Below are 23,703 nucleotides of genomic sequence, written 5' to 3'. Positions count from 1 at the left end.
GCTATTTCTCTCTATCATCAACACCTAAAATTAAGTAATTACCGTTAATATCGGCAAGGCTACGGAAACCGATGTTATAAATATGACAACCATATTTAGAATTTTTATTGTCGTAATGAAAATTATCGTGATGATGTCCGTGAAAAATCTTAGTTGCTCCTAATTTTTTAGCTAGTTGGTTTATTACCGAAAAACCTTGCGGGTGTGGCTTAGGTGCTTCGTGTGTAATTAAAATATCAGCTGTTTCGTTTTCCAATGCTTCAAAATCGGAAGGAAAAATAGAAGATCGATGTCTTAGTGGCACTCCTCCTCGCCAAATTTTCTCTTGCGGAGTATATTGGCAAAAATGAATAGGGTCAAAAAACATAGGTCGGTTCGGCGGCATCCAGATATGCCCTCGAAACACGCCGCCAATCCCCGCAATTTTTACCCCTTGAATTTCCACTACTTTGCCGTGAATATTGCGTTCTTTCCAATGGCTATTCCAAACAGAATCAAAAGCAGCAACGGTTTTGCTATCGTGATTACCGTGAATAAACCAAATATCGCAATATTGTGAAAGTTTATCTAATTCATCGGGGGTAGTGAGTTGGAGATCGCCTAGAATCACCAGAGCCACTTCCTCTGTTTGTTGTTGTAAAACAGGGTAAAGATGCTCATAGCTGCCGTGCGGATCGCCTGCAAAAAGTATCATCTTGTATTCCGTTACTCTTAATCGTTAAGGTTATATTGTTTAAATTGTAATGGGATAGGCTCTTCATTCAAAATCGCTTCAACCACCTCTTTTGCCTGATTATATCTGTCCAAATAACTTGGTGATTCAATTTCAATATAAGGAATACGGTATTTTTCCAGTAATTTTTTCAATAATTGTTGGAATTGTTGGCGTTGTTTTTTAGAACCTAAACTACGCAAGCCGTCCGCTACCCATTTGGTATTGTTTGAAAGCAAAATAGTTACATCAAACGGATATTCACGAATCATTGAATCTAAGAATGGGTGAGCTTTTCCTTCGTATTGAATACAAAATGCTTGGGTAGTGATGTAATCGGTATCAATAATGGCGACTTTGTGGGCGTGCTTCATCGCATAATCCACATAACGCTGATGTCCTAGAACCATTTGAGGGTAATCGGAATATTGCATTGCTTGCTCGTTGCCCCCAAGTTGCTCAAACACAAATTCACGCCCGTATTCCCAAGCGGAAGTGGTATTAAATACATTCGCTAATTTGCTCACTAGCACTGATTTACCGCTACTTTCGCCACCTAAAATAGCAATAGTTTTCACAAAGAACGGGCGAACTTCTTTCGGAATAAAACGCCAGTATTGGAACGGATTATTACGAATTTGTGTGGCGGAAACATTAAACGATTCACGAGCAGGATCAACTAAATGTACTTCTAAATTCAAATATTTTTCGTATGGCTCTTTGTCTTGCATTTCGCTACTAAATACAATAGTCGGATTAATATTTTTTTCTGCAAATAATTCTTTCACACGAGCAGACCAACCTTCCCATCCATTCGGGTAGCTTGGAATGCCATCTTCAACTAAATGGTGGATAAAGATCTGTTTTTGTTGATATTTGAAGATCTGCTGCACCCAACGAAGTCGATCTTCGTTAGTTGGCATACGCTTCATTTTACTTTGTTGGAAAAGGCGTAAATCACGCTCGGAATCGGTACAAACAATAACGTGCAATACATCAACTTTACTGAATGCTTCATAGATCATATTAATATGACCTGTATGAATAGGGTAAAATTTACCAAAAATGACACCGGCACGCTGATTGCTATCTTCAACAATCTCTAAAACCGAATGTAACGCTTTTAGCTTATTTGCACTCGGATTTTTAATTTTACCGCTCACCAGCTGATTAAAATAAGCTCGTGTTACACCGGCTTGCTCACAAATATCATTGACTTTAAGTTTAAGCTGTTTACGTTTTTGTTGAAGATAAGCAAAATCTGCCATAACTGTTCCCCCGATTTTTGGTTGCCATCATATAGTAAAATGTAGCATTTGAATATCTTTTTATGCAAAAAAGCCGTGCTGATGTTATATTCGTGCATTAATTGATAACACATAGGATTTTTTTTCCTTTTTTGTTGATTTCTCGCTATAATCACAGCAATTTTTACTCATAAAACGGTTTATATTTTTATGCAGCTTATTCGAGGTTTTCATAATTTAGATAAATATAGTGCTTTAAATAAAGGCTGTGTTCTTTCTATTGGTAATTTCGATGGCGTACATATCGGGCACCAAAATATTTTAAGCCGTTTGTGTGATAAAGCCTTAGATTTAGATTTACCTTCGGTGGTAATGCTATTTGAACCGCAACCTCGCGAATTTTTTGCAAAAAAAAGTGGAAATTTGACCGCTTGTACACCACCTGCAAGGTTAATGAGACTGCGTGATAAGTTGAAATATTTAGCCGAAGCAGGCGTGGACTTCGTGTTATGTGTTCGTTTTAGCGAAAAGTTTGCTCAAATTTCAGCAGATGACTTTATTAGTGATTTATTAGCTAAACGACTAAAAGTTCGCTATTTAAGTGTGGGTGATGATTTCCGCTTCGGTGCTAAACGTGCAGGCAGTTTTGAAACCCTACGCAATGCAGGGCTGAAATACCGTTTTGCGGTGGAAGAAAGCCATACGCATAGTTTAAATGAAGAACGTATCAGTAGCTCGCTCGTGCGAGAAGCCTTACAAAATAACGATTTAGCCTTAGCCGAAACATTATTGGGTAAGCCTTATTCTATTCACGGGCGAGTTGCTCACGGTAATAAGCTCGGTAGAACCATCGGTTTTCCAACCGCCAATATTATGCTCAACCGTTTAGTAACCCCTATTCAAGGCGTGTTTGCAGTGAAAGTAAACACGAAGATCGGAAGTTATAATGGCATTGCAAATGTAGGAAACCGCCCAACTATCAACGGCACAAAACCGCTATTAGAAGTGCATATTTTTGATTTTAATGCCTCTATTTATGGTGAAGCGATTGAAGTCGTCTTTCTGCAAAAAATCCGTAATGAAACAAAGTTCGAAAGTTTTGATGCGTTGAAAGCACAAATTGAGCAAGATGTAATGGCTGTAAGAAAGTATTTTCAAGCGGTCTGATTTGGCAAAAATTTTGCAAAATAATTTTGATTAAAATTGGTAGATAACAATGACAGTTGATTACAAAAACACCCTAAACCTGCCTGAAACAGGCTTTCCTATGCGTGGTGATTTAGCCAAGCGTGAACCGGATATGTTGAAAAATTGGTATGACAAAAATTTATACCAAAAAGTGCGTGAAAGCTCTAAAGGCAAGAAAACCTTTATTCTGCACGATGGTCCTCCGTATGCAAATGGTAATCTGCATTTAGGGCACGCAGTAAATAAAATTTTAAAAGACATTATTATGAAGTCTAAGACTTCATTAGGTTATGACACTCCTTATGTGCCGGGTTGGGACTGTCACGGTTTACCGATTGAGTTAAAAGTAGAAGGCATCGTCGGCAAGCCGAATGAAAAAGTTTCTGCGGCGGAATTCCGTCAAGCGTGCCGTGATTATGCAAAAGAGCAAGTGGAAGGGCAGAAAGCCGATTTTATCCGTATGGGGATTTTAGGCGATTGGGATAACCCATACCTGACAATGAACTTCGATACTGAAGCAACCATTATTCGTACACTTGGAAAAGTCATTGCGAACGGTCATTTATATAAAGGTGCAAAACCGGTTCATTGGTGCTTGGATTGTGGCTCTTCTTTATCTGAAGCAGAAGTGGAATATGAAGATAAAGTTTCCCCTTCTATTTATGTGCGTTTTAATGCGGTAGATGAATCGGAAGTGGCTGCGAAATTTAATGCAAAAGGTCAAGGCAAATTATCGGCAGTGATTTGGACAACCACCCCTTGGACTATTCCGTCTAACCGTGCGATTGCCATTAACCCGGAACTTGAATACGCATTAGTGCAATTAGGCGATGAGCGTGTAGTACTAGCGGTTGATTTAGTCGAAGATGTTGCAAAAGCCGCAGGCGTAGAATTGTTTGAAATTTTAGGTACTACCAAAGGTGAAAACCTAGAGTTATTACGTTTTAATCACCCATTCTATGACTATAGCGTGCCGTTTATTTTTGGCGACCACGTGACCACAGACGGTGGTACAGGCTTGGTACACACTGCCCCTGACCACGGTGCAGACGACTTTGTGGTGGCTCGCAAATATAAAATTGAAATGGCGGGCTTAATTTCGAATGATGGTAAATTCAAAGCCGACACCCCATTCTTTGCCGGTTTAGGTGTATTTGAGTCGAACGACAAAGTCGTGGAAAAATTGCAAGAAGTAGGGGCATTACTGAAATTATCTCGCATCAAACATAGCTACCCACACTGCTGGCGACACAAAACCCCGATTATTTTCCGTGCTACTCCACAATGGTTTATCGGTATGGAAACCCAAGGCTTACGCCAACAAGCGTTAGGCGAAATCAAAAAAGTGCGTTGGATTCCGTCTTGGGGTGAAGCTCGAATTGATACAATGGTAGCGAACCGTCCGGACTGGTGTATTTCACGCCAACGTACTTGGGGCGTGCCAATGGCGATGTTCGTTCACAACGAAACCGAAGAGCTACACCCACGCACATTAGAATTAATTGAAGAAGTGGCGAAACGTGTTGAGCAATCGGGCATCCAAGCGTGGTGGGATTTAGATCCTGCTGAATTATTAGGTGAGGAAGCCAAAGATTACCACAAAGTACCTGATACGCTAGATGTATGGTTCGATTCAGGATCGACTTATGCTTCGGTGGTAGAGCAACGTCCAGAGTTCAACGGCAACTCTGCGGATATGTATTTGGAAGGTTCAGATCAACATCGTGGCTGGTTTATGTCTTCATTAATGCTTTCCACTGCAACTAACGGCAAAGCCCCTTATAAACAGGTTTTAACCCACGGTTTCACGGTAGATGAAAAAGGCAGAAAAATGTCTAAATCGCTTGGTAATGTGATTGTACCTAGCGAAGTTTGGAATAAAAACGGTGCCGATATTCTGCGTTTATGGGTTGCTTCAACTGACTACACCGGTGAAATTGCCGTTTCGCACAATATCTTAAACAGTGCTGGTGAATCTTACCGCCGTATTCGTAACACTGCTCGTTTCTTATTGGCAAACTTAAACGGTTTTGATCCGGAACGTGATTTAGTGCAACCGGAAGAGATGATCGCACTTGATCGTTGGGCGGTAAGTTGTGCGTTAGATGCCCAAAATGAGATTAAAGATGCGTACGATAACTACCAATTCCATACCGTAGTACAGCGTTTAATGCGTTTCTGCTCGATTGAAATGGGGTCGTTCTATTTAGACATCATCAAAGACCGCCAATATACAACCAAAGCGGATAGCCTTGCTCGCCGTAGTTGCCAAACCGCATTATGGCACATTGCTGAAGCCCTTGTGCGTTGGATTGCACCAATTTTATCCTTTACCGCAGATGAAATTTGGGGCTACTTGCCACAAGTTGAAGGTAGAAGCGAATTTGTCTTCACCGAAGAGTTTTACGATGGTTTATTCGCTTTAACTGAGCAAGATAAATTAGACGATGCTTACTGGCAACAAATCTTAAAAGTGCGTGCTGAAGTAAACCGTGTGTTAGAGCAAGCCCGTAAAGATAAAGTGATTGGTGCAGGCTTGGAAGCTAAAGTTACGGTGTACGCGAATGATGACATTCGCCCATTGTTAGAGCAACTTGGTAATGAATTACGCTTTGTATTAATTACTTCACAAGCAATTGTAAAACCACTTGCGGAAGCCGATATTGCCGAAGGCGAATTAGCTGGTTTGGCGGTGAAAGTGGAAAATGCAGATGGCGAAAAATGCCCTCGTTGCTGGCACTATGCAACCGACATCGGCACGCACGCAGGACACGAAGAAGTTTGTGGACGTTGTGTTGAGAACGTTGCAGGTAGTGGTGAAAAACGTTTGTTTGCGTAATCATTTCATATATTTTAAGGCAGGGAAAACCCTGCCTTAGCTTTTTCAGCGATAGATAGACACCCATCTTAAAATTTGCAAAAATTTCCTAAAAAATAACCGCTTGTATCGCTATAAAAAATGAAAAAAATCATTCTTTTCTCCTTCAAAGCAAGCCAATAGCTCAAATTTTTCTCTATTTTACAAACTGAAATTGACAAAATCTAATGGGTAGAAACTCTCTGCGTTCCACAAGGCAGGGCGAAAAAATGCTGATTTATCAAGGTGTTTCAGATCCGATTTTTTCGGCTGTTGATCTAAGAGATTGGTATCAAAAGGTGTAACAAGCGGTTGAAAATCCGCAAAACTTTGCAAAATTGTTTTTTGTGCCGGCAATGAATCATTGTAGACGAGGGGAAACAATCAATGATTTTGATATGCTGACAACCCTTGAAAACTGGGTGGAAAAAGGGACATCTCCAGAGCAAATAATAGCTAAAGCGGGTGAATTATATCCGAATAAGGAAAACAGCTCCTACGTTGCCCTTATCCAAAAGTGGCTTATTACCAGCAAGGCGAGCCAAATAACCCTAAAAGTTATAAGTGTTGTTAATGTAAAATCGCTTTATTAATCATTTCGGTGTAAAATAGTGGGTAGTTATTAAAAATCGGGAATCATTAATGTTAATTTTGAATAAACAACGCAAAGCTGAAAAGCTGATAGAAAGTTTACCTTTCTTGCCACAGCAGGCGGAACAGGTGATTTTTCTTAATTCAAGCCAAGCGTTTAAACAGCAAATTTTACAGCTGATTCAAACGGCAAAAAAAAGAATCTATTTGACCGCACTTTATTTTGAAAAGGACGAAGCCGGGCAAGAAATTTTAACTGCCCTTTATAATGCGAAACGAAGTAACCCGGATTTAGAGATGAAAATCTTAGTCGATTGGCATAGAGCTCAACGTGGACGGATTGGCGAAGCGGAAAGCCTCTCGAATGCTGATTGGTACACTGAATTTAAAGCAGAGCAAAATCTCCCAGGCGGACAAGAAATTGAGTTCTACGGTGTGCCGATTAACGGGCGAGAAGTGTTCGGTGTGTTGCATCTAAAAGGTTTTGTGTTTGATGATACGATTTTGTATAGCGGAGCAAGCATCAACAATGTTTATTTGCATCAGTTAGATCGTTACCGTTACGACCGCTATCACGTTATTGAAAATAAAGCTTTAGCAGATAGTTGGGTGAAATTTATTCAACAAAATATTTTATCAAATGGAGTGGTAAGCCGTTTAGATACGGCAAATCGTCCGAAAACCATTGAAATCCGCCCACAAATTAAAGCATTCCGTAAGCAATTAGGGCGAGAGCAGTATCAATTTAACGGTATTGCGAAAAGCGACGATTTGTTGGTTTCGCCATTATTTGGTTTAGGTCGCCGTAGAAATCAGCTCAATAAAGTTATCGAGGCATTGTTCTATCAAACAGAACAGAAATTAACGATTTGTACGCCTTATTTTAACTTTCCGCTTTCGCTAAGAACTCGCATTGAATGGTTGTTGGCAAACGGCAAATCAGTAGAAATTATTGTGGGTGATAAAACCGCTAATGATTTCTATACTAAGCCTGATGAAAAATTTACAATGGCATCAGCTCTGCCTTATCTGTATGAGAAGAATTTGCGAGCATTTGCTAAACGGTTAGATGGCTATATTCAAAATGGACAGCTTACTATTCGTTTATGGAAAGATGGCGAAAACAGTTACCATCTGAAAGGTGTATGGGTAGATAACCGTTATATTTTGCTCACCGGGAATAACTTAAATCCTCGTGCGTGGCGATTAGATGCCGAAAATGCGATTTTAATTTCTGACCCGAAAGCAGAGCTAAGTGAAAAAGCGGAAATGGAGTTGAGCCAAATTCGCCAATATACGCGGGTTTTAAGCCATTATAGCGATTTAGAAGTGCTGACGGATTACCCTGAAAATGTACGTAAATTGCTGAAAAAATTTGGCAGAGTGAAACTTGATAAAATTGTGAAGATGTTACTATAAAATAGTTAATGTAGGGGCGAACTGATGTGTTCGCCCAATTATTAAGGGAAAATATGAGCGAACAAATTTATGGCATTCACGCCGTAAAAGCCTTTTTAGACAATGCTCCGGAGCGTTTAATTGAAGTATTGGTGCTTAAAGGACGTGAAGATAAAAGATTACTACCGTTATTAAATGAGTTGCAACGCTTGGGTGTTTCTATTCAACAAGTTAACCGCCAAACCTTAGATAACAAATCGCAAGGCGAAGTGCATCAAGGTATTATTGCGAGAGTTGTACCACAAAAAGAGCTAAACGAACACGATTTAGAAGCGATTTTAAGCCAAAAGCAAAATCCGCTACTGCTCATTTTAGATGGTGTAACCGATCCCCACAATCTTGGTGCGTGCTTGCGTACCGCTGACGCAGCCGGTGTAGATGCAGTGATTGTACCGAAAGATAAATCAGCTCAACTGACCTCAACTGCCCGTAAAGTGGCGTGCGGAGCCGCAGAGGTGATGCCTCTTATTCGAGTAACTAATCTCGCACGCACAATGCGTGATTTGCAAGAACGCCACAACGTTTGGATTGTTGGTACAGCAGGTGAAGCTACATCGGGTATTTATGAAGCGAAATTAACCGGCTCAATTGCTTTAGTGATGGGGGCAGAGGGCGATGGAATGCGTCGTCTAACCCGTGAGCATTGCGATCAACTTATTAGTATTCCAATGGCAGGATCAGTTTCGTCATTGAATGTGTCGGTTGCAACAGGGGTTTGCTTGTTTGAGATAGTTCGCCAAAAGTTGCTAGGACAGTAAGCAGATAAAAAATGCGAAGAAATGTTACTTCGCATTTTTTGTATAGATTTGCAAAACATAGGTAAAAAATAACCGCTTGCAACTTAAATCCCATCACCAAATAATCCTTGTTCATCTTCAAAGTATTGGTTCATATCAAATGCAGGTTTTTGTTCTGAGGATTTACCGATAATGCGTGCCGGTACTCCTGCCGCGGTAGCGTGTTCCGGAACAGGTTGTAGTACCACTGAATTTGCCCCGATTTTGGAATAGCGTCCGATTTCAATATTGCCGAGAATTTTCGCCCCCGCACCAATCATCACCCCTTCTCGGATTTTCGGATGGCGATCGCCATTTTCTTTGCCTGTTCCACCTAGTGTTACGCCTTGTAGAATAGAGACATCATTTTCAATCACTGAAGTTTCGCCCACCACAATGCCTGTTGCGTGGTCAAACATAATGCCACAGCCTACTTTGGCGGCTGGGTGAATATCTACATCAAAAGCAACTGAAATTTCGTTTTGTAAATAAACAGCAAGAGCCTTTCTGCCTTGATTCCATAGATAATGAGTTACTCGGTAGCTTTGTAGTGCGTGAAAACCTTTTAGATAAAGCAGTGGAGTACTCCATTTATCTACCGCAGGGTCTCGTGTGCGAACCGCATTAATATCGCAGGCAGCACTTGCAATAATTTGAGGCTCTGCACGGTAAGCTTCTTCTATAATCTCTTTTAGTGCAATAGCTGGCATAATCGGATTTTCTAGCTTATTGGCTAGAATATAGCTTAACGCATCACCTAAATTATGATGCTTTAAGATGGTTGCGTGGAAAAAACTTGCCAGCATTGGTTCACTGTTGGCAAGCTCTTTTGCTTCTTCTCTAATAGATTGCCAAATCTGATCAATTTCGTTTTGCTGCATATTATTCTCCCTTTCGCTCACGTCCTAATAATGTTTTAACTACATCTAGAGCATTTTTTCCCTCAAATAACATTTGGTAGATCTGCTCTACTATCGGCATTTCAACACCTTGTTTTTGGGCGAGCAAGTAGGCTTCTTTGGTATTGTAAAAACCTTCTACGACTTGCCCGATTTCTTGAATAGCAATTTCAGGCGATTTCCCTTGCCCCAAAGCTAAGCCAAAACGACGATTACGGGATTGGTTATCGGTGCAAGTTAGCACTAAATCTCCTAAACCTGCCATTCCGGTGAAGGTTTTTGGATCAGCCCCGAGTGATACTCCCAAACGGCTAATTTCAGCAAGCCCACGAGTAATTAAGGCAGTGCGTGCATTTGCCCCAAAGCCCATTCCATCTGAAATACCAGCACCAATCGCAATCACATTTTTAATTGCTCCGCCTAGTTGCACGCCGACAATATCATTATTGAGGTAAACACGAAAAGCCTTTGAACAGTGAATACGTTGTTGCATTTCATCAGCAAATACAGGATCGGTAGAGGCAAGTGAAATAGCGGTTGGTAAACCTGCAGCAAGTTCTTTTGCAAAAGTTGGACCAGAAAGCACCGCTAGTGGGTAAGAGTCTCCCAAAATTTCTTGCGTTACTGTTTGCAATAACCGCCCGGTATCTCGCTCAAGCCCTTTAGTTGCCCACATAATACGATGATCTTTAGATAAAAGAGGCTTAATCTGCACTAAGACATCAGAGAATACGTGGCTCGGCACAACAATGAGCAAATCTTTAACATTTTGCAATGCTGTTGATAAATCTGAAACCACTTCCAACGCCTCAGGAAAAACAATATCCGGCAAAAAGTCTTGATTCATTCGAGCCTTAGCAAGCTCTGCCATTTTTGCCGGATTATGCCCCCATAAATAGGTTTTATGACCATTGCGAGAAAGGGCAATTGCTAGTGCCGTACCGTAAGAGCCTGCTCCTAATACGGCGATTGGTGCGGAATAAACTTCTCTCATATATCTTCTCAAATCATTTGCAAAAAAATCATTAAAAACAACCGCTTGTAGATAAAAAAATAGGTATGCAGTGCATACCTATTTCTCTGAAATGCTTAGTTAGCTAATGGCTGCTCTGCACTTTCTTCTTGTTCTTGACGCTGGAGGTAGTCCATAAATAACGCATCAAAATTTACCGGAGAAAGATTTAACGCAGGGAATGTACCGCGATTTACCAGGCTTGAAATTAACTCACGTGCATAAGGGTAAAGTACATTCGGACATTGCGATGCTAAGCAGTGAGCAAGCTGAATACCTTCTAAGCCTTTAATGGTAAACACGCCGGCTTGTTTTACCTCACAAATAAATGCCACATCACCACTATCTTCTAACGTGGTTTGAACTGTGATATGTAATGTTACTTCATATAAATCTTCGCCAATCTCTTTGGTTTCAGTATCAAGTTCAAAACCTAATTGTGGTTTCCACTCTTGATGGAAAATAGTCGGCAAATTAGGGGCTTCAAATGAAACATCTTTCACATAAATACGTTGAATTTGAAGCTCAAAAGGAGTTTGAGCAGCTTCTTCTGTTGAAGCGACTTGATTTTCTTCTGACATAAAATTTCCTTAATAAATAGATTATTTATGTTTCTTAACTGTTGGTAGGCTTGCTGCACGCCAGCCTGCAATACCTTCTTTCAATACATAAAGCTTGCTAAAACCTTGTTTAGCAATAGCATCAGCAACACCGCCTGAAGTAAAACCATTAATATCGACTAAAATTACAGGGCGATCTTTATATTTGTCAATTTGATGCGTTTTGCCTGCTTTTAATTCTGAAGGTAAAACGTGAATACTATCAATAATATGACCTGCCCGAAACTCTTCGTCCGAACGCAAATCAATTACCACTGCTTCTTCTTTATTAATAAGCTGAGTAGCTTGTGCATTATCCACAATAGTATATTTACGGGTTGCGTTTTTATAAAAACTGAAAATTACCGCAACAAATAAAGCTATCCACGCAAACACCATAATCGTATGGTTTGCGAAAAATTGCTGTAATTGCTGGGCAAAAGTAAGTTGTTCCATAATTTAATTTCCTTAAAATTGAAAAATAAGCGGCTTTTTGACCGCTTGTAAAAGCAATAAAAGGTGAGCATAAGCCCACCCTAAGGAAATTATTGAGCTTGTTGCGACATAACTTCGTCAAAAGACATTGTTTTTTCAGTTACTTTTGCTTTCGCTAATACTGCATCAACCGCTTGCTCTTCTAATACCACATTACGGATATTTTCCGTTAATTGACGATTTTTCGCATAGTGAGCAACAACTTCTGCCGGTTGCTCGTAAGCTGATGCGATATCTGCAATCATATCTTCAACACGTTTTTCATCTACTTTTAACTCGTTAGAACCGATGATTGAAGAGAGTAATAAGCCTACTTGAACACGGCGTTTAGCTTCTGCTTCAAATAATTCAGCCGGTAATTGTGCTGCCATTTCTGGTTTACCACCAAAGCGTTGAACTGCTTGTTGGCGTAACACATTGATTTCTTCTTCAACTGCTGCAGCTGGTACTTCAACATCGTTTTGTGCAATTAAGCCGTTGATTACTTGTGTTTTAACACGTGAAGTTACCGCATTTTTCAGTTCACGTTGCATATTTTTCTTGATTTCTGCACGTAACTCTTCAACTGATTTCGCATTACCGAATTTTTTCACAAACTCTTCTGTTAATTCAGGTAATACCATTTCTTCTACTTTTTTCAAGGTAATAGCGAATTTCGCTGCTTTACCTTTTAAGTTTTCTGCGTGGTATTCTTCTGGGAATGTTACATCAATGTCGAATTGCTCACCTGCTTTACGACCAACAATACCGTCTTCAAAGCCTGGAATCATACGACCTTGACCCATAAATAATACGAAGTCAGATGCTTTACCGCCTTCAAACTCTTCGCCATCTACAGAGCCAACGAAATCAATAGTTACACGTGATTCAGCTTTTGCTGCTTCTTGGCTTTCTGTCCAAGTTGCTTGTTGTTTACGTAACACATCCACCATTTTGTCTAAATCAGCATCAGCGATTTCAACAACCGGTTTTTCTACTTCAATGTTTTCGAAACCTTTTAATTCTACTTCCGGGAATACTTCAAAAGTTGCAGTGAAGCTGAAATCTTGACCTGGTTGATAGTTGTTTGGGGTGAATGTCGGACGACCTGCTAAGTTGATTTTCTCCGCAATTACAGCTTCAAAAAATGCACGTTGCATTTCATCAGATAATACATCTTGACGAGCTGCGATACCGAAACGTTGTTCGATGATTGAATGAGGTACTTTACCTTTACGGAAACCATCTACGCGAGCATTTTTCGCATAGCCTTTTAATTGTTCTTTGTATGCTGCTTCGATTTTGTCAGCTGGTACGTTAATTGTTACGCGGCGTTGTAAGCCTTCTAATGTTTCGATTGAAAATGACATTCTTAAACCTCAGTTTAGGGATATAAAAGATATACAAATAGACGGCTATTGTATCGATCTATAAGAGAACTGTCGAGAAGAAAGTCATTGAGAGGTGGAGAAAATAGAACTGTTTCTGCAAAAAATCAGAAAATTTAACCGCTTGTAAATATCCCTTACCACAAGCGGTCTTTTTTCATCTATATTTTGCAAATTAAGCTTTATCCTATTCTCCCTTGAAGCAATAAAAAAGAGGCATATCTTTCGATATACCTCTCTTTCGCTTTGTTCGCTTATCTCAAATATAAACTTGCGTTTAATTATTTGATGATTTTCGCAACAACACCTGCACCTACTGTACGACCACCTTCACGGATAGCGAAGCGTAAACCTTCGTCCATCGCGATTGGGTGAATTAAGCTTACAGTCATTTTGATGTTATCGCCAGGCATTACCATTTCTACACCTTCCGGTAACTCGATAGTACCAGTTACGTCAGTTGTACGGAAGTAGAACTGTGGACGGTAGCCTTTGAAGAATGGAGTGTGACGACCACCTTCTTCTTTTGATAATACGTAAACTTCTGATTCGAAGTCTGTGTGTGGAGTGATTGAACCCGGTTTCGCTAATACTTGACCACGCTCGATTTCTTCACGTTTAGTACCACGTAATAATGCACCAACGTTCTCACCCGCACGACCTTCGTCTAATAATTTACGGAACATCTCAACACCGGTTACTGTTGTTTTTGTGGTATCTTTGATACCTACGATTTCAACTTCATCACCAGTACGGATGATACCACGCTCAACACGACCTGTTACTACTGTACCACGACCTGAAATTGAGAATACGTCTTCGATTGGTAATAAGAATGGTTTATCAATCGCACGCTCAGGCTCTGGAATGTAAGTGTCTAAGTGGTTTGCTAATTCAAGGATTTTTTCTTCCCATTCTGCAACGCCGTTTAATGCTTGTAATGCAGAACCACGTACGATTGGAGTGTCATCGCCCGGGAAGTCGTATTGAGATAGAAGTTCACGTACTTCCATTTCAACTAATTCTAATAACTCTTCGTCATCTACCATATCGCATTTGTTTAAGAATACGATGATGTATGGAACACCTACTTGGCGACCTAATAAGATGTGCTCACGAGTTTGTGGCATTGGACCATCTGTTGCTGCTACTACTAAGATAGCACCGTCCATTTGTGCCGCACCGGTAATCATGTTTTTAACATAGTCCGCGTGTCCCGGGCAGTCAACGTGTGCGTAGTGACGAGTTGCTGTATCGTACTCAACGTGTGAAGTGTTGATAGTGATACCACGTGCTTTCTCTTCTGGTGCGTTATCGATTTGGTCAAATGCACGAGCTGCACCACCGAAGTGTTTCGCTAATACAGTGGTGATTGCTGCTGTTAAAGTTGTTTTACCATGGTCAACGTGGCCGATTGTACCCACGTTTACGTGCGGTTTTGTACGTTCAAATTTTTCTTTAGACACTTTAATATCTTCCTAAAAAATGAGCCACAGCCCTATTGCTCCGGCTCAGGTTAAACAAATTATTTTCTACGAGCTTCAATAATAGCTTCCGCCACGTTTTTCGGTGCTTCAGCATATTTTAAAGGTTCCATTGAGTATGATGCACGACCTTGAGTTTGTGAACGTAAGTCTGTTGCATAACCAAACATCTCTGAAAGTGGAACTTCAGCATTGATTTTAACAACGAACTCGTTCGCTTCTTGACCGTTTACCATTGCACGACGACGGCTTAAGTCACCGATTACATCACCCACGTAGTCTGGTGGAGTTTCCACTTCAACTTTCATAATTGGCTCTAAAAGAACAGGGTTTGCTTTAGCGAATGCAGCTTTAAATGCTAAAGATGCTGCTAATTTAAACGCTAATTCTGATGAGTCAACATCGTGGTATGAACCGAAGTGTAAACGTACACCTAAATCTACTACCGGGTAACCCGCTAATGGACCAGATTTAAGTTGTTCTTGAATACCTTTATCAACTGCAGGGATATATTCACCAGGGATTACACCACCTTTGATTTCGTTTACGAACTCGTAACCCGGACCTTCCGGATCTAATGGGTAAAGGTCGATCACAACGTGACCATATTGACCACGACCACCAGATTGTTTTGCGTGTTTACCTTCAACATCGTTTACACGAGTACGGATAGCTTCACGGTAAGATACTTGTGGTTTACCGATGTTTGCTTCCACTTTGAATTCACGTTTCATACGGTCAACGATGATATCTAAGTGTAACTCACCCATACCTGAGATGATGGTTTCACCAGATTCTTCATCAGTATGAACACGGAATGAGGGGTCTTCTTGTGCTAAACGACCTAACGCTAAGCCCATTTTCTCTTGGTCAGCTTTAGTTTTTGGCTCAACCGCTACAGAGATTACTGGCTCTGGGAATTCCATACGCTCAAGAATGATTGGTGCATCTAATGCACATAATGTATCACCTGTACCAACATCTTTTAAGCCGATAGCCGCAGCGATGTCGCCCGCACGAACTTCTTTGATTTCGTCACGTTTGTTTGCGTGCATCTGTACGATACGACCTAAACGCTCACGCTTCATTTTCACTGAGTTATATACAGTGTCACCTGAGTTTACAACACCTGAGTAAACACGGAAGAAGGTTAAGTTACCTACGAATGGGTCAGTTGCAATTTTGAACGCTAATGAAGAGAATGGCTCATCATCGCTTGCGTGACGCTCACCTTCAGTTTCATCTTCGTTGATACCTTTAATTGCAGGGATATCAGTTGGTGCCGGTAAGTATTCGATTACCGCATCAAGCATTGCTTGAACACCTTTGTTTTTGAATGCAGAACCACAGCAAACAGGGATTACTTCACCTGCTAATACGCGTTGACGTAATGCTGATTTGATTTCTTCTTCAGTTAATTCTTCACCAGAGAAGAATTTATCCATTAATTCATCAGATGCTTCAGCTGCCGCTTCAACTAGGTTGTTACGCCATTCTTCACAAGCTTCAACCATATCTGCTGGGATGTCTTCATAAGTGAAAGTCATACCTTGGTCAGCGTCATTCCAGTTGATTGCTTTCATTTTGATCAAATCAACTACACCACGGAAGTTTTCTTCTGCACCGATTGGTAATTGTAGAGGTACTGAGTTACCACCTAAACGGGTTTTGATTTGCTCAACAACACGTAAGAAGTTAGCACCTGTACGGTCCATTTTGTTTACGAATGCGATACGTGGAACTTCATATTTGTTAGCTTGACGCCATACTGTTTCAGACTGTGGTTGAACACCACCTACAGAACAGTAAACCATTACCGCACCGTCAAGAACACGCATTGAACGTTCTACTTCGATGGTAAAGTCAACGTGTCCCGGAGTATCAATAACGTTGATACGGTGTTCAGGGAATTGTTTAGACATACCAGACCAGAATGCTGTTGTTGCAGCAGATGTAATGGTGATACCACGCTCTTGCTCTTGTTCCATCCAGTCCATAGTTGCTGCACCATCGTGCACTTCACCTAACTTGTGGCTTTTACCTGTATAGAAAAGGATACGCTCAGAGGTCGTTGTTTTACCTGCATCGATGTGAGCAGAGATACCGATATTGCGGTAACGCTCAATAGGAGTTGTACGAGCCATTATTATTACCTTTTGGGTTTAAATTGAAATTCTTAATAAGGGTAAGGCTTCACCGCACATTTGGATGAAGCCTTTAATAAGTTTGCTTAAACGATTACCAACGGAAGTGAGCAAACGCTTTGTTAGCTTCAGCCATACGGTGAACGTCTTCACGTTTCTTCACTGCTGAACCTTTGTTGTCTGCTGCATCTGATAATTCGTTAGCTAAACGTAATGCCATTGATTTGTCACCACGTTTACGAGCTGCTTCTACAATCCAACGCATTGCTAAAGCATTACGACGAGTTGGGCGAACTTCTACCGGTACTTGGTAAGTAGAACCACCCACACGGCGAGATTTAACCTCAACAGTTGGACGTACGTTTTCTAATGCGATTTCAAATGCTTCTAACGCTTCTTTACCAGAACGTTGTGCTAAAGCTTCTAATGCACCGTAAACGATTTTTTCTGCAGTAGATTTTTTACCATCTACCATTAAAACGTTAATAAATTTTGCAAGTAATTCTGAACCGAACTTCGGATCTGGAAGAATTTTGCGTGGTTCAATACTACGACGACGTGGCATTGGAAATTTCTCCGTATAATAAATCTTCAGGATATCCAAAACTCATCTAATCTGCCTTAAGGCATATTGACTGGAGTTTATGGTTTAAATATTAAAATTTAGACGTTTGGCCTTACTCAACGGAGAACCATTAAGATTTAGGACGTTTAACGCCGTATTTAGAACGACCTTGTTTACGATCTTTAACGCCAGCACAGTCTAATGCACCGCGTACAGTGTGGTAACGCACACCCGGTAAGTCTTTAACACGACCGCCACGGATTAATACAACGCTGTGTTCTTGAAGGTTGTGACCTTCACCACCGATGTATGAAGTTACTTCAAAGCCATTTGTTAAACGAATACGACATACTTTACGTAATGCTGAGTTCGGTTTTTTAGGTGTAGTAGTGTATACACGAGTACACACGCCACGTTTCTGCGGGCAAGCCTCTAATGCAGGAACGTTGCTTTTTACAACCTTTTTCACACGCGGTTTGCGTACTAATTGGTTGATAGTTGCCATTAAAAAAGCTCCAGTTAAAATTATTAAAAATAAAATTAAAAATATCCTTTCACACGAAAGGACGGCAAATTTTAAATTGGTTGCGGATAAAAGTCAAGTACACTAAAAGAGCAACAATGATTATTGGTTAATCAACGGTATTAGTTTTTCCAATACTTGTGAAGGTGTAATATTTTCCATTTTATCGGCTTTTAAATAATATTGATTTTGACCGTAAGCCCCGATTAATTTAGGGTCGGTTGCTCCGTATAGAATCACATTAGGTTTATCTAAAGCTGCCGTCAAATGACTTAAACCTGTATCGACAGATACCACCGCTTTAGCTCCTGCAATCTGCATTGCCAATTCTGTTAAGCCCATTTTAGGCAGAACAATTATATTATTCTCCACCTTAGCTAAACGCTCTGCCCTTTCTTTTTCAGTTTGATTTCCCCAAGTCAATCTCACTTCAATATTTTGCTTAGCAAGGGCTTTTATAACGTCCGCCCAATATTCCTCTTTCCAATGTTTATCTGCACGAGTTGTTGCGTGAATAAGCATAACGTAAGCGGTCATTTTTAACTGATTTTTTGCAAAATGTTGAGCAATGTAGTAATCCCCCTGAGTTTCAAGCAATGTATAACCTATTGATTTTGCACACAATTTTCTAATTCGTTCTACTGCGTGCTGTTGGTAGGGAATATCAAATTTTTCATCATAAAATAGACTACTTAACCCTTCGCGTACCGAGTTTTTATCATAGCCGAATTTTTTCCCTTTTGCTTGACGTGTAACTAACACGGCACTTTTGATAAGCCCTTGTGCATCAATCACAACATCATAATGCTCCTTTTTCAGCTCTTGCAAAAAATGTTGCCACTCTATCCAAGTAGAACGCTTGCATAAATTTTTCCGCCAACGGCGAATAGCAACAGGAATAATATTATTGACAGCAGAATGCCAAGCCGGAATTTCAGCAAAATTTTCTTCCACCACCCAATCTACTCTCAAATTAGGAATTGCTTTTTGCATATCGGTTAAGGCGGGTAAAGTGTGCAAGACATCACCCATTGAGGAAGTTTTTACAATGAGAACTTTCATAGTTGTAAGATCATAAGCGGTCGTTTTTTGCAAATTTTTTACCAAAAACGACCGCTTGTATTGAGGTTAAGCTAATAATTGGCTGAGTTTTGCCATCACCATTTCAGGGGTAATATCAATCAAGCTTTGATGATAGCCTTCAGCCCCATCGCCTTTGCGGATTTTAATTAATCCACCTTCAATCAAGCGGATAATTACTGCATTTTTAGCCAATGGTGGCGTATATTGTGGACTGGTTGGACCGTAGAGGGCAACCAAAGGTTTATTTAGGGCAGCAGCAATATGCATTAACCCCGAATCATTACTCACAACCGCTTGGCAATCTGCAATTAAATCCACTGCTTGGTTTAAATCCGTTTGTCCTGCCAAATTCAAACAATAACGTTGTGAATTTTCAGGTAAAGATAAGCGGATTTGTTCGCCCGCTTCTTCATCTTTTTTCGAGCCGAATAAACGCACTGAATAGCCTTGCTCAATCAACATTTTAGCAAGCTCAGCATAATGGTAGTGAGGCCAACGCTTTGCTGGTCCAAATTCTGCCCCCGGACAAAAACCGATTGCCGGGCGATTTTCTGCATAATGTAATTGCTTCTCAAATTTTGCTTTGGTTTGCTCAATTTCTTGACTATCGGTTTTCAAATAAGGGTAAGCAAGCGACAATTGCTCGGCATTCGGAATTGAACCTTGCTCAAACGCCAACGCCACATAACGTTGCACCATCATCGGATAATCATTTTTATTCGAGCGAAGATCGTTTAAAAAGAAATATCTGCTTTCCCCTTTCCAACCACGACGTCTTGCAATTTTAGCAAATAACGGAATAAAAGCAGATTTCAATGAATTTGGTAATACTATTGCCATATCATATTGATTTCTCAGATTTTTACCGAGCTGATAACGATCACATAAGCGAAATGAACCGTGACCGATCGGCATTGAAATCGCCTTACGAACCTCCGGCATTCGAGCCAATAGAGGACGACACCAGTCTGGTGCCATCACATCGATCTGACAATTCGGATATTGCACCTTTAACTGTTGATATAGCGAGTGAGACATCATCATATCGCCCACCCAAGATGGACCGATAACTAAAATATTCATTTGCAAAATTCTCTTAAAAATTATTCACAATCCTTGTAAGGATTGTTCATAGCTTCACTGCAGTTGGCAAAGCCAACGCTCAAAAAGCGATGCTTTTTGTTCCCTCTTGTTATTGTTTTACACAATTTTCGGCAAGATTTTTTTTCGTTGTATTATATAAAAATGCTTTGCCGTTACGCATTTCGTGCCACGTCCAGCGAATATTTGTGTATTTTTTACCATCTTTAGTTACTGAAGGAGAAAGCTGATACGATGAGCCTTGAAAATGGACAGTAATTTTTTCTTTTGGAGCGATTTTTTGACGTTCAACTTCTACTTTTTTGTTGTTTTTACAAAGGTATAAATGCAATTCTTTCGCTTGCTCGACCTGCTTAATGATCGTTTTAGCAGGTTCTGCTACTTTTTGTGCTTTCTCAAGCTGCTCAACGGGTGGGATAACTTCTGTTGTACAAGCCCCCAAAGCAACTACTGATACAGCCAAAACAATACGTTTATAGGATTTGGAAAATAAGTTCATATATACCTCCGTAAAAAACAAAGAGCAACGCTTGTAGCGTTGCTCTTTTTCTCTGATTATTTAAAAGTATAGCTACCGTTTGCTTGACGAGTAAATTTACCACCTGAGCCAATGCTCATTTCAACCACACGGTTGTTCTTATCTAAATGAACGGTTACTCGTTCACCCACTTTCAAATTACTTACTACATTATTGACTTTGCTCATCGCATTCACGTCTGAGATATTTAAATTGTTATCACGGAACACTTGCATTAACGATACGCCTTTTGGCACAGTCATCGTTTTAGTCGATACTGAGGCTGAGGCAGTATTTGTTTTAGCTGCTTCTGATTTTGCAGGTACTTTTTCTGCTGGTTTAGCTACTACTTTTGCCGCTTCTTTTTGTGTCTGTGGTGCAACACGTTCTGCTTTAGGCTGCTGTTTTGGTGCAGTTTCAGGCTGGAATACAACACTTCCCTCTGTTTTTGGCTTGATTGCAGGCTGTGCAACTACAGGTTTATTCTGAACCGGCTTAATGGCTGCAGGTTGCTCGGCAATCGGTACTTGTGTTGCCTGTGGCTGATTATTTTGCACTTGGTTAGAAATAGGTTGTTCAGTTTGACCTGGTGCTACTGCTGTTGTTGCTACCTCTTGTTGTGCTTGCTGAGTTGCTTGAGCTTGAGCCTGTTCCTGTGCTTTAGCTGCTGCTTCTTGTTCCGCTCGAGCTTGCTCTTCGGCACGTTTTGCTTCTGCTTCATCTACCGGGCGGAACTCAATTGGTAAGCTACCACCTTGTTGTGATTGTAACTCTTCCACTGTTTCCGGCGTACTCGGTTTTAATAGGAAAAACAGTACTAATAATGCTAAACCTAACAATGCAACTAATAACAAACGACGAGTTTTAGGTGGTATTTTGGCTTTCATATCTTTTGTTTTTACAGCTGCTGCCGCAGCTACAGTCGCTCCCACTGCAGTTGCTACTGCATTCGGGATAATGCGTTCAGTAGTAAAACTTTCTTGAGCAGGCTTAACTACTTCAGGTTCTACTTTTTCATCCATTTCAATAGTGGGGGTAGTTGTAGTTGAAAGACTTTCTTCAGAAACATTCTCTTCAATATTTTTTGCTACAGAAACGGTATTATCTGTGCTTGGCGTAAATTGAAATTCTTTTTTTGATTTACTTGCAAATACATCTACAGGTCCATCTGCCGCTGGCTCACTTCTTTCCAATGTTGGCGTAAAAGTGTGGCTAGGTGCTTTTGTTGAGTGCAATGAAAAGTAAGTTTTATTTTTTTCATCAGCTTGAACTGGCTCTACCTTTTCATTTTCTTGATGATGAGCTAAGGGGTCGCCAAAAACAGGCTCTTTACGAAAGTTATTTTGTGTCATATTTCTTCCAAAAATAATAGGAGTTAATTCATATAAAAATGCCTTTATTCTAAATCAATTCACGGTTTATTTGAATTGATTTGAATAAATTTACACAAATAGCGGTCATTTTTCATAAATTTTTTGCAAATCATCATAATCTCACTTAATTTCAGACCAAATACAACTCAATACGTTTAGCTTTTTTCTATTTTTTCGATCTATATCGAAAAATTCACTTTTGCTGCTTGAGATAAATGCTACTCACTTTTAAGCTCGTCATAAATTTACTCAACCAAAAGGAAACATTATGAAAAAGATGAAAACTATCGCACTGGGTCTATTAATGGGCTTAAATACCTTAACTTTTGCTCAAACACCATCACAAATTGAGCAAAATAATACGGTTCAAGATAATCAACAGATAACACAAATAAGCACCAATGCGGTTAATATCAACACTGCAAGTGCTGCCGAATTGCAGGATAAGCTGGTCGGTATTGGTGAGAAAAAAGCTCAAGCTATTGTCGATTACCGAACAAAAAACGGGAATTTCAAGAGCATTGAACAGCTTGCTGAAGTGTCAGGCATTGGGCAAGCAACGGTAGAAAAAAATAGGGCGAATATCGTTTTAGAGTAATCCAAATATTGTTGAAGTGGATAAACTATAGAGGATCTATCTGTCTTTTCCTTTGTAGCCACTTCAACATCTTTAATTTTTTTATCTATTTTGCATTGTATTTGCTATACTTCGCCCTCATTTAAAAACAGACTTCAGTTTTTAATTAAGAAAGGATAATCGCAATGCAATTAAAATCATACCCTACCCCAAGCTATTTCCAACGTGCCAAAATCGCGTTGCACTACTTATTACCACAACTAGCCATTACCCGTGCGGCAGGTTGGTTAGCGGAACAAAAATGGGGAGCTGTTACTCATTTCATTATTAAATTATTTGCTAAGCAGTACAAAGTTAATTTATCTGAGGCAGTAAAAACTGAGCCTTCAGATTACGCTACTTTTAATGAATTTTTTATTCGTGAATTAAAAGAAGGCATTCGTCCTATTAATAATGATTTAAATACCATTTGCCTTCCAGCAGACGGTAAAGTAAGTGAATCAGGTGAAATTTCCGATAACCGTTTATTACAAGCAAAAGGTCATCACTTTACGTTAGAAACCTTATTAGCCAATGATGAAGAGATGGCAGCAAAATTTAAAGACGGTACATTTATTACCACCTATTTATCGCCAAGTGATTACCACCGAGTGCATATGCCGTGCGATGCCACATTGCGTAAAATGATTTACGTGCCGGGCGAATTATATTCGGTAAATCCATTTCTAGCGGAACACGTTCCAAACTTATTCGCCCGCAACGAGCGTGTCATTTGTGAATTTGATACCGCATTCGGACCAATGGTTCAAATTTTAGTGGGTGCAACAGTTACGGCAAGTATGAGTACTGTGTGGGCAGGCGTTATCAATCCGCCACGAGCTGATGAAGTAGTCGTTTGGAACTATGAAACCGAAGGTGAAAAAGCGATTAAATTACGAAAAGGTGAAGAAATGGGAGCATTTCGTTTAGGCTCAACGGTAATTAACCTTTTCCCGAAAGGAACAGTACATCTCAGCCCTGCTCTGATTGCTGGAACAAAAACCCGAATGGGAGAAGAACTGGGTAGAGTAGTAGCTTACTAAGATTATCTTATCTAGCATCTGGTTAGCTAAAATAGAAGGGCAGATTATATCTG

23 protein-coding genes are annotated in these 23,703 nt (G+C 40.2%); 7 read left to right on the top strand and 16 right to left on the bottom strand.

The features are described 5' to 3' along the window. Window position 1: 1 nt before the first annotated feature. Window positions 2-694, bottom strand: a complete 693-nt coding sequence (locus ICJ55_RS01035) for a metallophosphoesterase family protein (protein ID WP_188156950.1) — start codon at window positions 692-694, stop codon at window positions 2-4. A gap of 17 nt (window positions 695-711) precedes the next feature. Beyond that, a complete protein-coding gene (gene nadR / locus ICJ55_RS01030) occupies window positions 712-1,980 on the bottom strand; it encodes a multifunctional transcriptional regulator/nicotinamide-nucleotide adenylyltransferase/ribosylnicotinamide kinase NadR (protein WP_188156949.1) in 1,269 nt (422 codons plus the stop codon). A gap of 189 nt (window positions 1,981-2,169) precedes the next feature. On the opposite strand from nadR, the gene ribF reads away from it, so the two are divergent. Both ribF and ileS read left to right on the top strand, forming a co-directional pair. Next, window positions 2,170-3,126 (top strand): bifunctional riboflavin kinase/FAD synthetase, encoded by a 957-nt coding sequence (gene ribF / locus ICJ55_RS01025; RefSeq protein WP_188156948.1) that lies wholly within the window; start codon window positions 2,170-2,172, stop codon window positions 3,124-3,126. Window positions 3,127-3,175: 49 nt separating this feature from the next. Next, window positions 3,176-5,986, top strand: coding sequence for an isoleucine--tRNA ligase (gene ileS / locus ICJ55_RS01020; protein WP_188156947.1), 2,811 nt, complete (start codon window positions 3,176-3,178; stop codon window positions 5,984-5,986). A gap of 180 nt (window positions 5,987-6,166) precedes the next feature. Here ileS and ICJ55_RS10705 read toward each other — a convergent pair whose 3' ends face one another. Continuing rightward, the gene (locus ICJ55_RS10705; protein WP_244141781.1) at window positions 6,167-6,361 is read right to left on the bottom strand and encodes a hypothetical protein; all 195 of its coding nucleotides are present in this window, start codon (window positions 6,359-6,361) and stop codon (window positions 6,167-6,169) included. Here ICJ55_RS10705 and ICJ55_RS10700 point away from each other — a divergent pair. The 3 genes from ICJ55_RS10700 to rlmB are packed head-to-tail and all read left to right on the top strand — an operon-like array spanning window position 6,361 to window position 8,811. Beyond that, a complete protein-coding gene (locus tag ICJ55_RS10700; RefSeq protein WP_244141780.1) occupies window positions 6,361-6,597 on the top strand; it encodes a tannase/feruloyl esterase family alpha/beta hydrolase in 237 nt (78 codons plus the stop codon). The two genes, ICJ55_RS10705 and ICJ55_RS10700, sit on opposite strands and share 1 nt — an antisense overlap. A 49-nt stretch (window positions 6,598-6,646) precedes the next feature. Further along, window positions 6,647-8,014 (top strand): CDP-diacylglycerol--serine O-phosphatidyltransferase, encoded by a 1,368-nt coding sequence (gene pssA, locus ICJ55_RS01010; protein ID WP_188156946.1) that lies wholly within the window; start codon window positions 6,647-6,649, stop codon window positions 8,012-8,014. Between the two features lie 53 nt (window positions 8,015-8,067). After that, complete coding sequence (gene rlmB, locus ICJ55_RS01005; protein ID WP_188156945.1) at window positions 8,068-8,811, top strand: 23S rRNA (guanosine(2251)-2'-O)-methyltransferase RlmB; 744 nt, start codon at window positions 8,068-8,070, stop codon at window positions 8,809-8,811. A gap of 83 nt (window positions 8,812-8,894) precedes the next feature. Here the strand turns inward: rlmB and cysE are convergent, their stop codons facing one another. The 13 genes from cysE to ICJ55_RS00940 all read right to left on the bottom strand — a co-directional run bounded on the left by cysE (window position 8,895) and on the right by ICJ55_RS00940 (window position 21,970). After that, entirely contained in the window at window positions 8,895-9,710 is an 816-nt protein-coding gene (cysE, locus tag ICJ55_RS01000; RefSeq protein ID WP_025248209.1) for a serine O-acetyltransferase, read from the bottom strand. 1 nt (window position 9,711) lies between these two features. Then, window positions 9,712-10,722, bottom strand: coding sequence for an NAD(P)H-dependent glycerol-3-phosphate dehydrogenase (gpsA, locus tag ICJ55_RS00995; protein WP_025235281.1), 1,011 nt, complete (start codon window positions 10,720-10,722; stop codon window positions 9,712-9,714). A gap of 95 nt (window positions 10,723-10,817) precedes the next feature. Beyond that, a complete protein-coding gene (gene secB / locus ICJ55_RS00990) occupies window positions 10,818-11,321 on the bottom strand; it encodes a protein-export chaperone SecB (RefSeq protein WP_188156944.1) in 504 nt (167 codons plus the stop codon). Window positions 11,322-11,342: 21 nt separating this feature from the next. Then, a complete protein-coding gene (locus ICJ55_RS00985; protein ID WP_188156943.1) occupies window positions 11,343-11,795 on the bottom strand; it encodes a rhodanese-like domain-containing protein in 453 nt (150 codons plus the stop codon). Between the two features lie 89 nt (window positions 11,796-11,884). Beyond that, window positions 11,885-13,183 carry a trigger factor gene (tig, locus tag ICJ55_RS00980; RefSeq protein WP_188156942.1) on the bottom strand — a complete coding sequence of 433 codons (1,299 nt, stop codon included), beginning with the start codon at window positions 13,181-13,183 and terminating at the stop codon, window positions 11,885-11,887. Between the two features lie 299 nt (window positions 13,184-13,482). Further along, window positions 13,483-14,667: an elongation factor Tu gene (gene tuf / locus ICJ55_RS00975; protein ID WP_027073920.1), complete on the bottom strand. Its 1,185-nt coding sequence runs from the start codon at window positions 14,665-14,667 to the stop codon at window positions 13,483-13,485. 59 nt (window positions 14,668-14,726) lie between these two features. Beyond that, window positions 14,727-16,829: an elongation factor G gene (gene fusA, locus ICJ55_RS00970; RefSeq protein WP_188156941.1), complete on the bottom strand. Its 2,103-nt coding sequence runs from the start codon at window positions 16,827-16,829 to the stop codon at window positions 14,727-14,729. Window positions 16,830-16,923: 94 nt separating this feature from the next. Beyond that, on the bottom strand, window positions 16,924-17,394 hold the full coding sequence (gene rpsG, locus ICJ55_RS00965) for a 30S ribosomal protein S7 (protein ID WP_159629043.1): 471 nt from the start codon (window positions 17,392-17,394) through the stop codon (window positions 16,924-16,926). A gap of 130 nt (window positions 17,395-17,524) precedes the next feature. Then, window positions 17,525-17,899, bottom strand: a complete 375-nt coding sequence (gene rpsL / locus ICJ55_RS00960; protein WP_005708967.1) for a 30S ribosomal protein S12 — start codon at window positions 17,897-17,899, stop codon at window positions 17,525-17,527. A gap of 120 nt (window positions 17,900-18,019) precedes the next feature. After that, window positions 18,020-18,979 carry a lipopolysaccharide heptosyltransferase RfaC gene (gene rfaC, locus ICJ55_RS00955; RefSeq protein WP_188156940.1) on the bottom strand — a complete coding sequence of 320 codons (960 nt, stop codon included), beginning with the start codon at window positions 18,977-18,979 and terminating at the stop codon, window positions 18,020-18,022. A 66-nt stretch (window positions 18,980-19,045) separates the two neighbouring features. After that, the gene (waaF, locus tag ICJ55_RS00950) at window positions 19,046-20,083 is read right to left on the bottom strand and encodes a lipopolysaccharide heptosyltransferase II (protein WP_188156939.1); all 1,038 of its coding nucleotides are present in this window, start codon (window positions 20,081-20,083) and stop codon (window positions 19,046-19,048) included. A gap of 109 nt (window positions 20,084-20,192) precedes the next feature. Then, window positions 20,193-20,600: an MliC family protein gene (locus ICJ55_RS00945; RefSeq protein ID WP_188156938.1), complete on the bottom strand. Its 408-nt coding sequence runs from the start codon at window positions 20,598-20,600 to the stop codon at window positions 20,193-20,195. Window positions 20,601-20,656: 56 nt separating this feature from the next. Beyond that, the gene (locus ICJ55_RS00940) at window positions 20,657-21,970 is read right to left on the bottom strand and encodes a LysM-like peptidoglycan-binding domain-containing protein (RefSeq protein WP_188156937.1); all 1,314 of its coding nucleotides are present in this window, start codon (window positions 21,968-21,970) and stop codon (window positions 20,657-20,659) included. 289 nt (window positions 21,971-22,259) lie between these two features. Here ICJ55_RS00940 and ICJ55_RS00935 point away from each other — a divergent pair, with 289 nt between their 5' ends. Continuing rightward, window positions 22,260-22,589, top strand: a complete 330-nt coding sequence (locus tag ICJ55_RS00935; protein ID WP_188156936.1) for a ComEA family DNA-binding protein — start codon at window positions 22,260-22,262, stop codon at window positions 22,587-22,589. A 164-nt stretch (window positions 22,590-22,753) separates the two neighbouring features. Then, window positions 22,754-23,650 (top strand): archaetidylserine decarboxylase, encoded by an 897-nt coding sequence (asd, locus tag ICJ55_RS00930; protein ID WP_188156935.1) that lies wholly within the window; start codon window positions 22,754-22,756, stop codon window positions 23,648-23,650. Window positions 23,651-23,703 lie beyond the last annotated feature (53 nt).

Source organism: Mannheimia bovis (genome assembly GCF_014541205.1).
In the GTDB taxonomy this organism is placed as follows: domain Bacteria; phylum Pseudomonadota; class Gammaproteobacteria; order Enterobacterales; family Pasteurellaceae; genus Mannheimia; species Mannheimia bovis.
This window is presented reverse-complemented; position numbering and strand designations above follow the sequence as displayed.

What these genes read in the sequence shown, in the direction of transcription:
- ICJ55_RS01035 (WP_188156950.1), bottom strand. Translation starts at nt 694, where the DNA reads ATGATACTTTTTGCAGGCGATCCGCACGGCAGCTATGAGCATCTTTAC.
- nadR (WP_188156949.1), bottom strand. Translation starts at nt 1,980, where the DNA reads ATGGCAGATTTTGCTTATCTTCAACAAAAACGTAAACAGCTTAAACTT.
- ribF (WP_188156948.1), top strand. Translation starts at nt 2,170, where the DNA reads ATGCAGCTTATTCGAGGTTTTCATAATTTAGATAAATATAGTGCTTTA.
- ileS (WP_188156947.1), top strand. Translation starts at nt 3,176, where the DNA reads ATGACAGTTGATTACAAAAACACCCTAAACCTGCCTGAAACAGGCTTT.
- ICJ55_RS10700 (WP_244141780.1), top strand. Translation starts at nt 6,361, where the DNA reads ATGAATCATTGTAGACGAGGGGAAACAATCAATGATTTTGATATGCTG.
- pssA (WP_188156946.1), top strand. Translation starts at nt 6,647, where the DNA reads ATGTTAATTTTGAATAAACAACGCAAAGCTGAAAAGCTGATAGAAAGT.
- rlmB (WP_188156945.1), top strand. Translation starts at nt 8,068, where the DNA reads ATGAGCGAACAAATTTATGGCATTCACGCCGTAAAAGCCTTTTTAGAC.
- cysE (WP_025248209.1), bottom strand. Translation starts at nt 9,710, where the DNA reads ATGCAGCAAAACGAAATTGATCAGATTTGGCAATCTATTAGAGAAGAA.
- gpsA (WP_025235281.1), bottom strand. Translation starts at nt 10,722, where the DNA reads ATGAGAGAAGTTTATTCCGCACCAATCGCCGTATTAGGAGCAGGCTCT.
- secB (WP_188156944.1), bottom strand. Translation starts at nt 11,321, where the DNA reads ATGTCAGAAGAAAATCAAGTCGCTTCAACAGAAGAAGCTGCTCAAACT.
- ICJ55_RS00985 (WP_188156943.1), bottom strand. Translation starts at nt 11,795, where the DNA reads ATGGAACAACTTACTTTTGCCCAGCAATTACAGCAATTTTTCGCAAAC.
- tig (WP_188156942.1), bottom strand. Translation starts at nt 13,183, where the DNA reads ATGTCATTTTCAATCGAAACATTAGAAGGCTTACAACGCCGCGTAACA.
- fusA (WP_188156941.1), bottom strand. Translation starts at nt 16,829, where the DNA reads ATGGCTCGTACAACTCCTATTGAGCGTTACCGCAATATCGGTATCTCT.
- rpsG (WP_159629043.1), bottom strand. Translation starts at nt 17,394, where the DNA reads ATGCCACGTCGTCGTAGTATTGAACCACGCAAAATTCTTCCAGATCCG.
- rpsL (WP_005708967.1), bottom strand. Translation starts at nt 17,899, where the DNA reads ATGGCAACTATCAACCAATTAGTACGCAAACCGCGTGTGAAAAAGGTT.
- rfaC (WP_188156940.1), bottom strand. Translation starts at nt 18,979, where the DNA reads ATGAAAGTTCTCATTGTAAAAACTTCCTCAATGGGTGATGTCTTGCAC.
- waaF (WP_188156939.1), bottom strand. Translation starts at nt 20,083, where the DNA reads ATGAATATTTTAGTTATCGGTCCATCTTGGGTGGGCGATATGATGATG.
- ICJ55_RS00945 (WP_188156938.1), bottom strand. Translation starts at nt 20,600, where the DNA reads ATGAACTTATTTTCCAAATCCTATAAACGTATTGTTTTGGCTGTATCA.
- ICJ55_RS00940 (WP_188156937.1), bottom strand. Translation starts at nt 21,970, where the DNA reads ATGACACAAAATAACTTTCGTAAAGAGCCTGTTTTTGGCGACCCCTTA.
- ICJ55_RS00935 (WP_188156936.1), top strand. Translation starts at nt 22,260, where the DNA reads ATGAAAAAGATGAAAACTATCGCACTGGGTCTATTAATGGGCTTAAAT.
- asd (WP_188156935.1), top strand. Translation starts at nt 22,754, where the DNA reads ATGCAATTAAAATCATACCCTACCCCAAGCTATTTCCAACGTGCCAAA.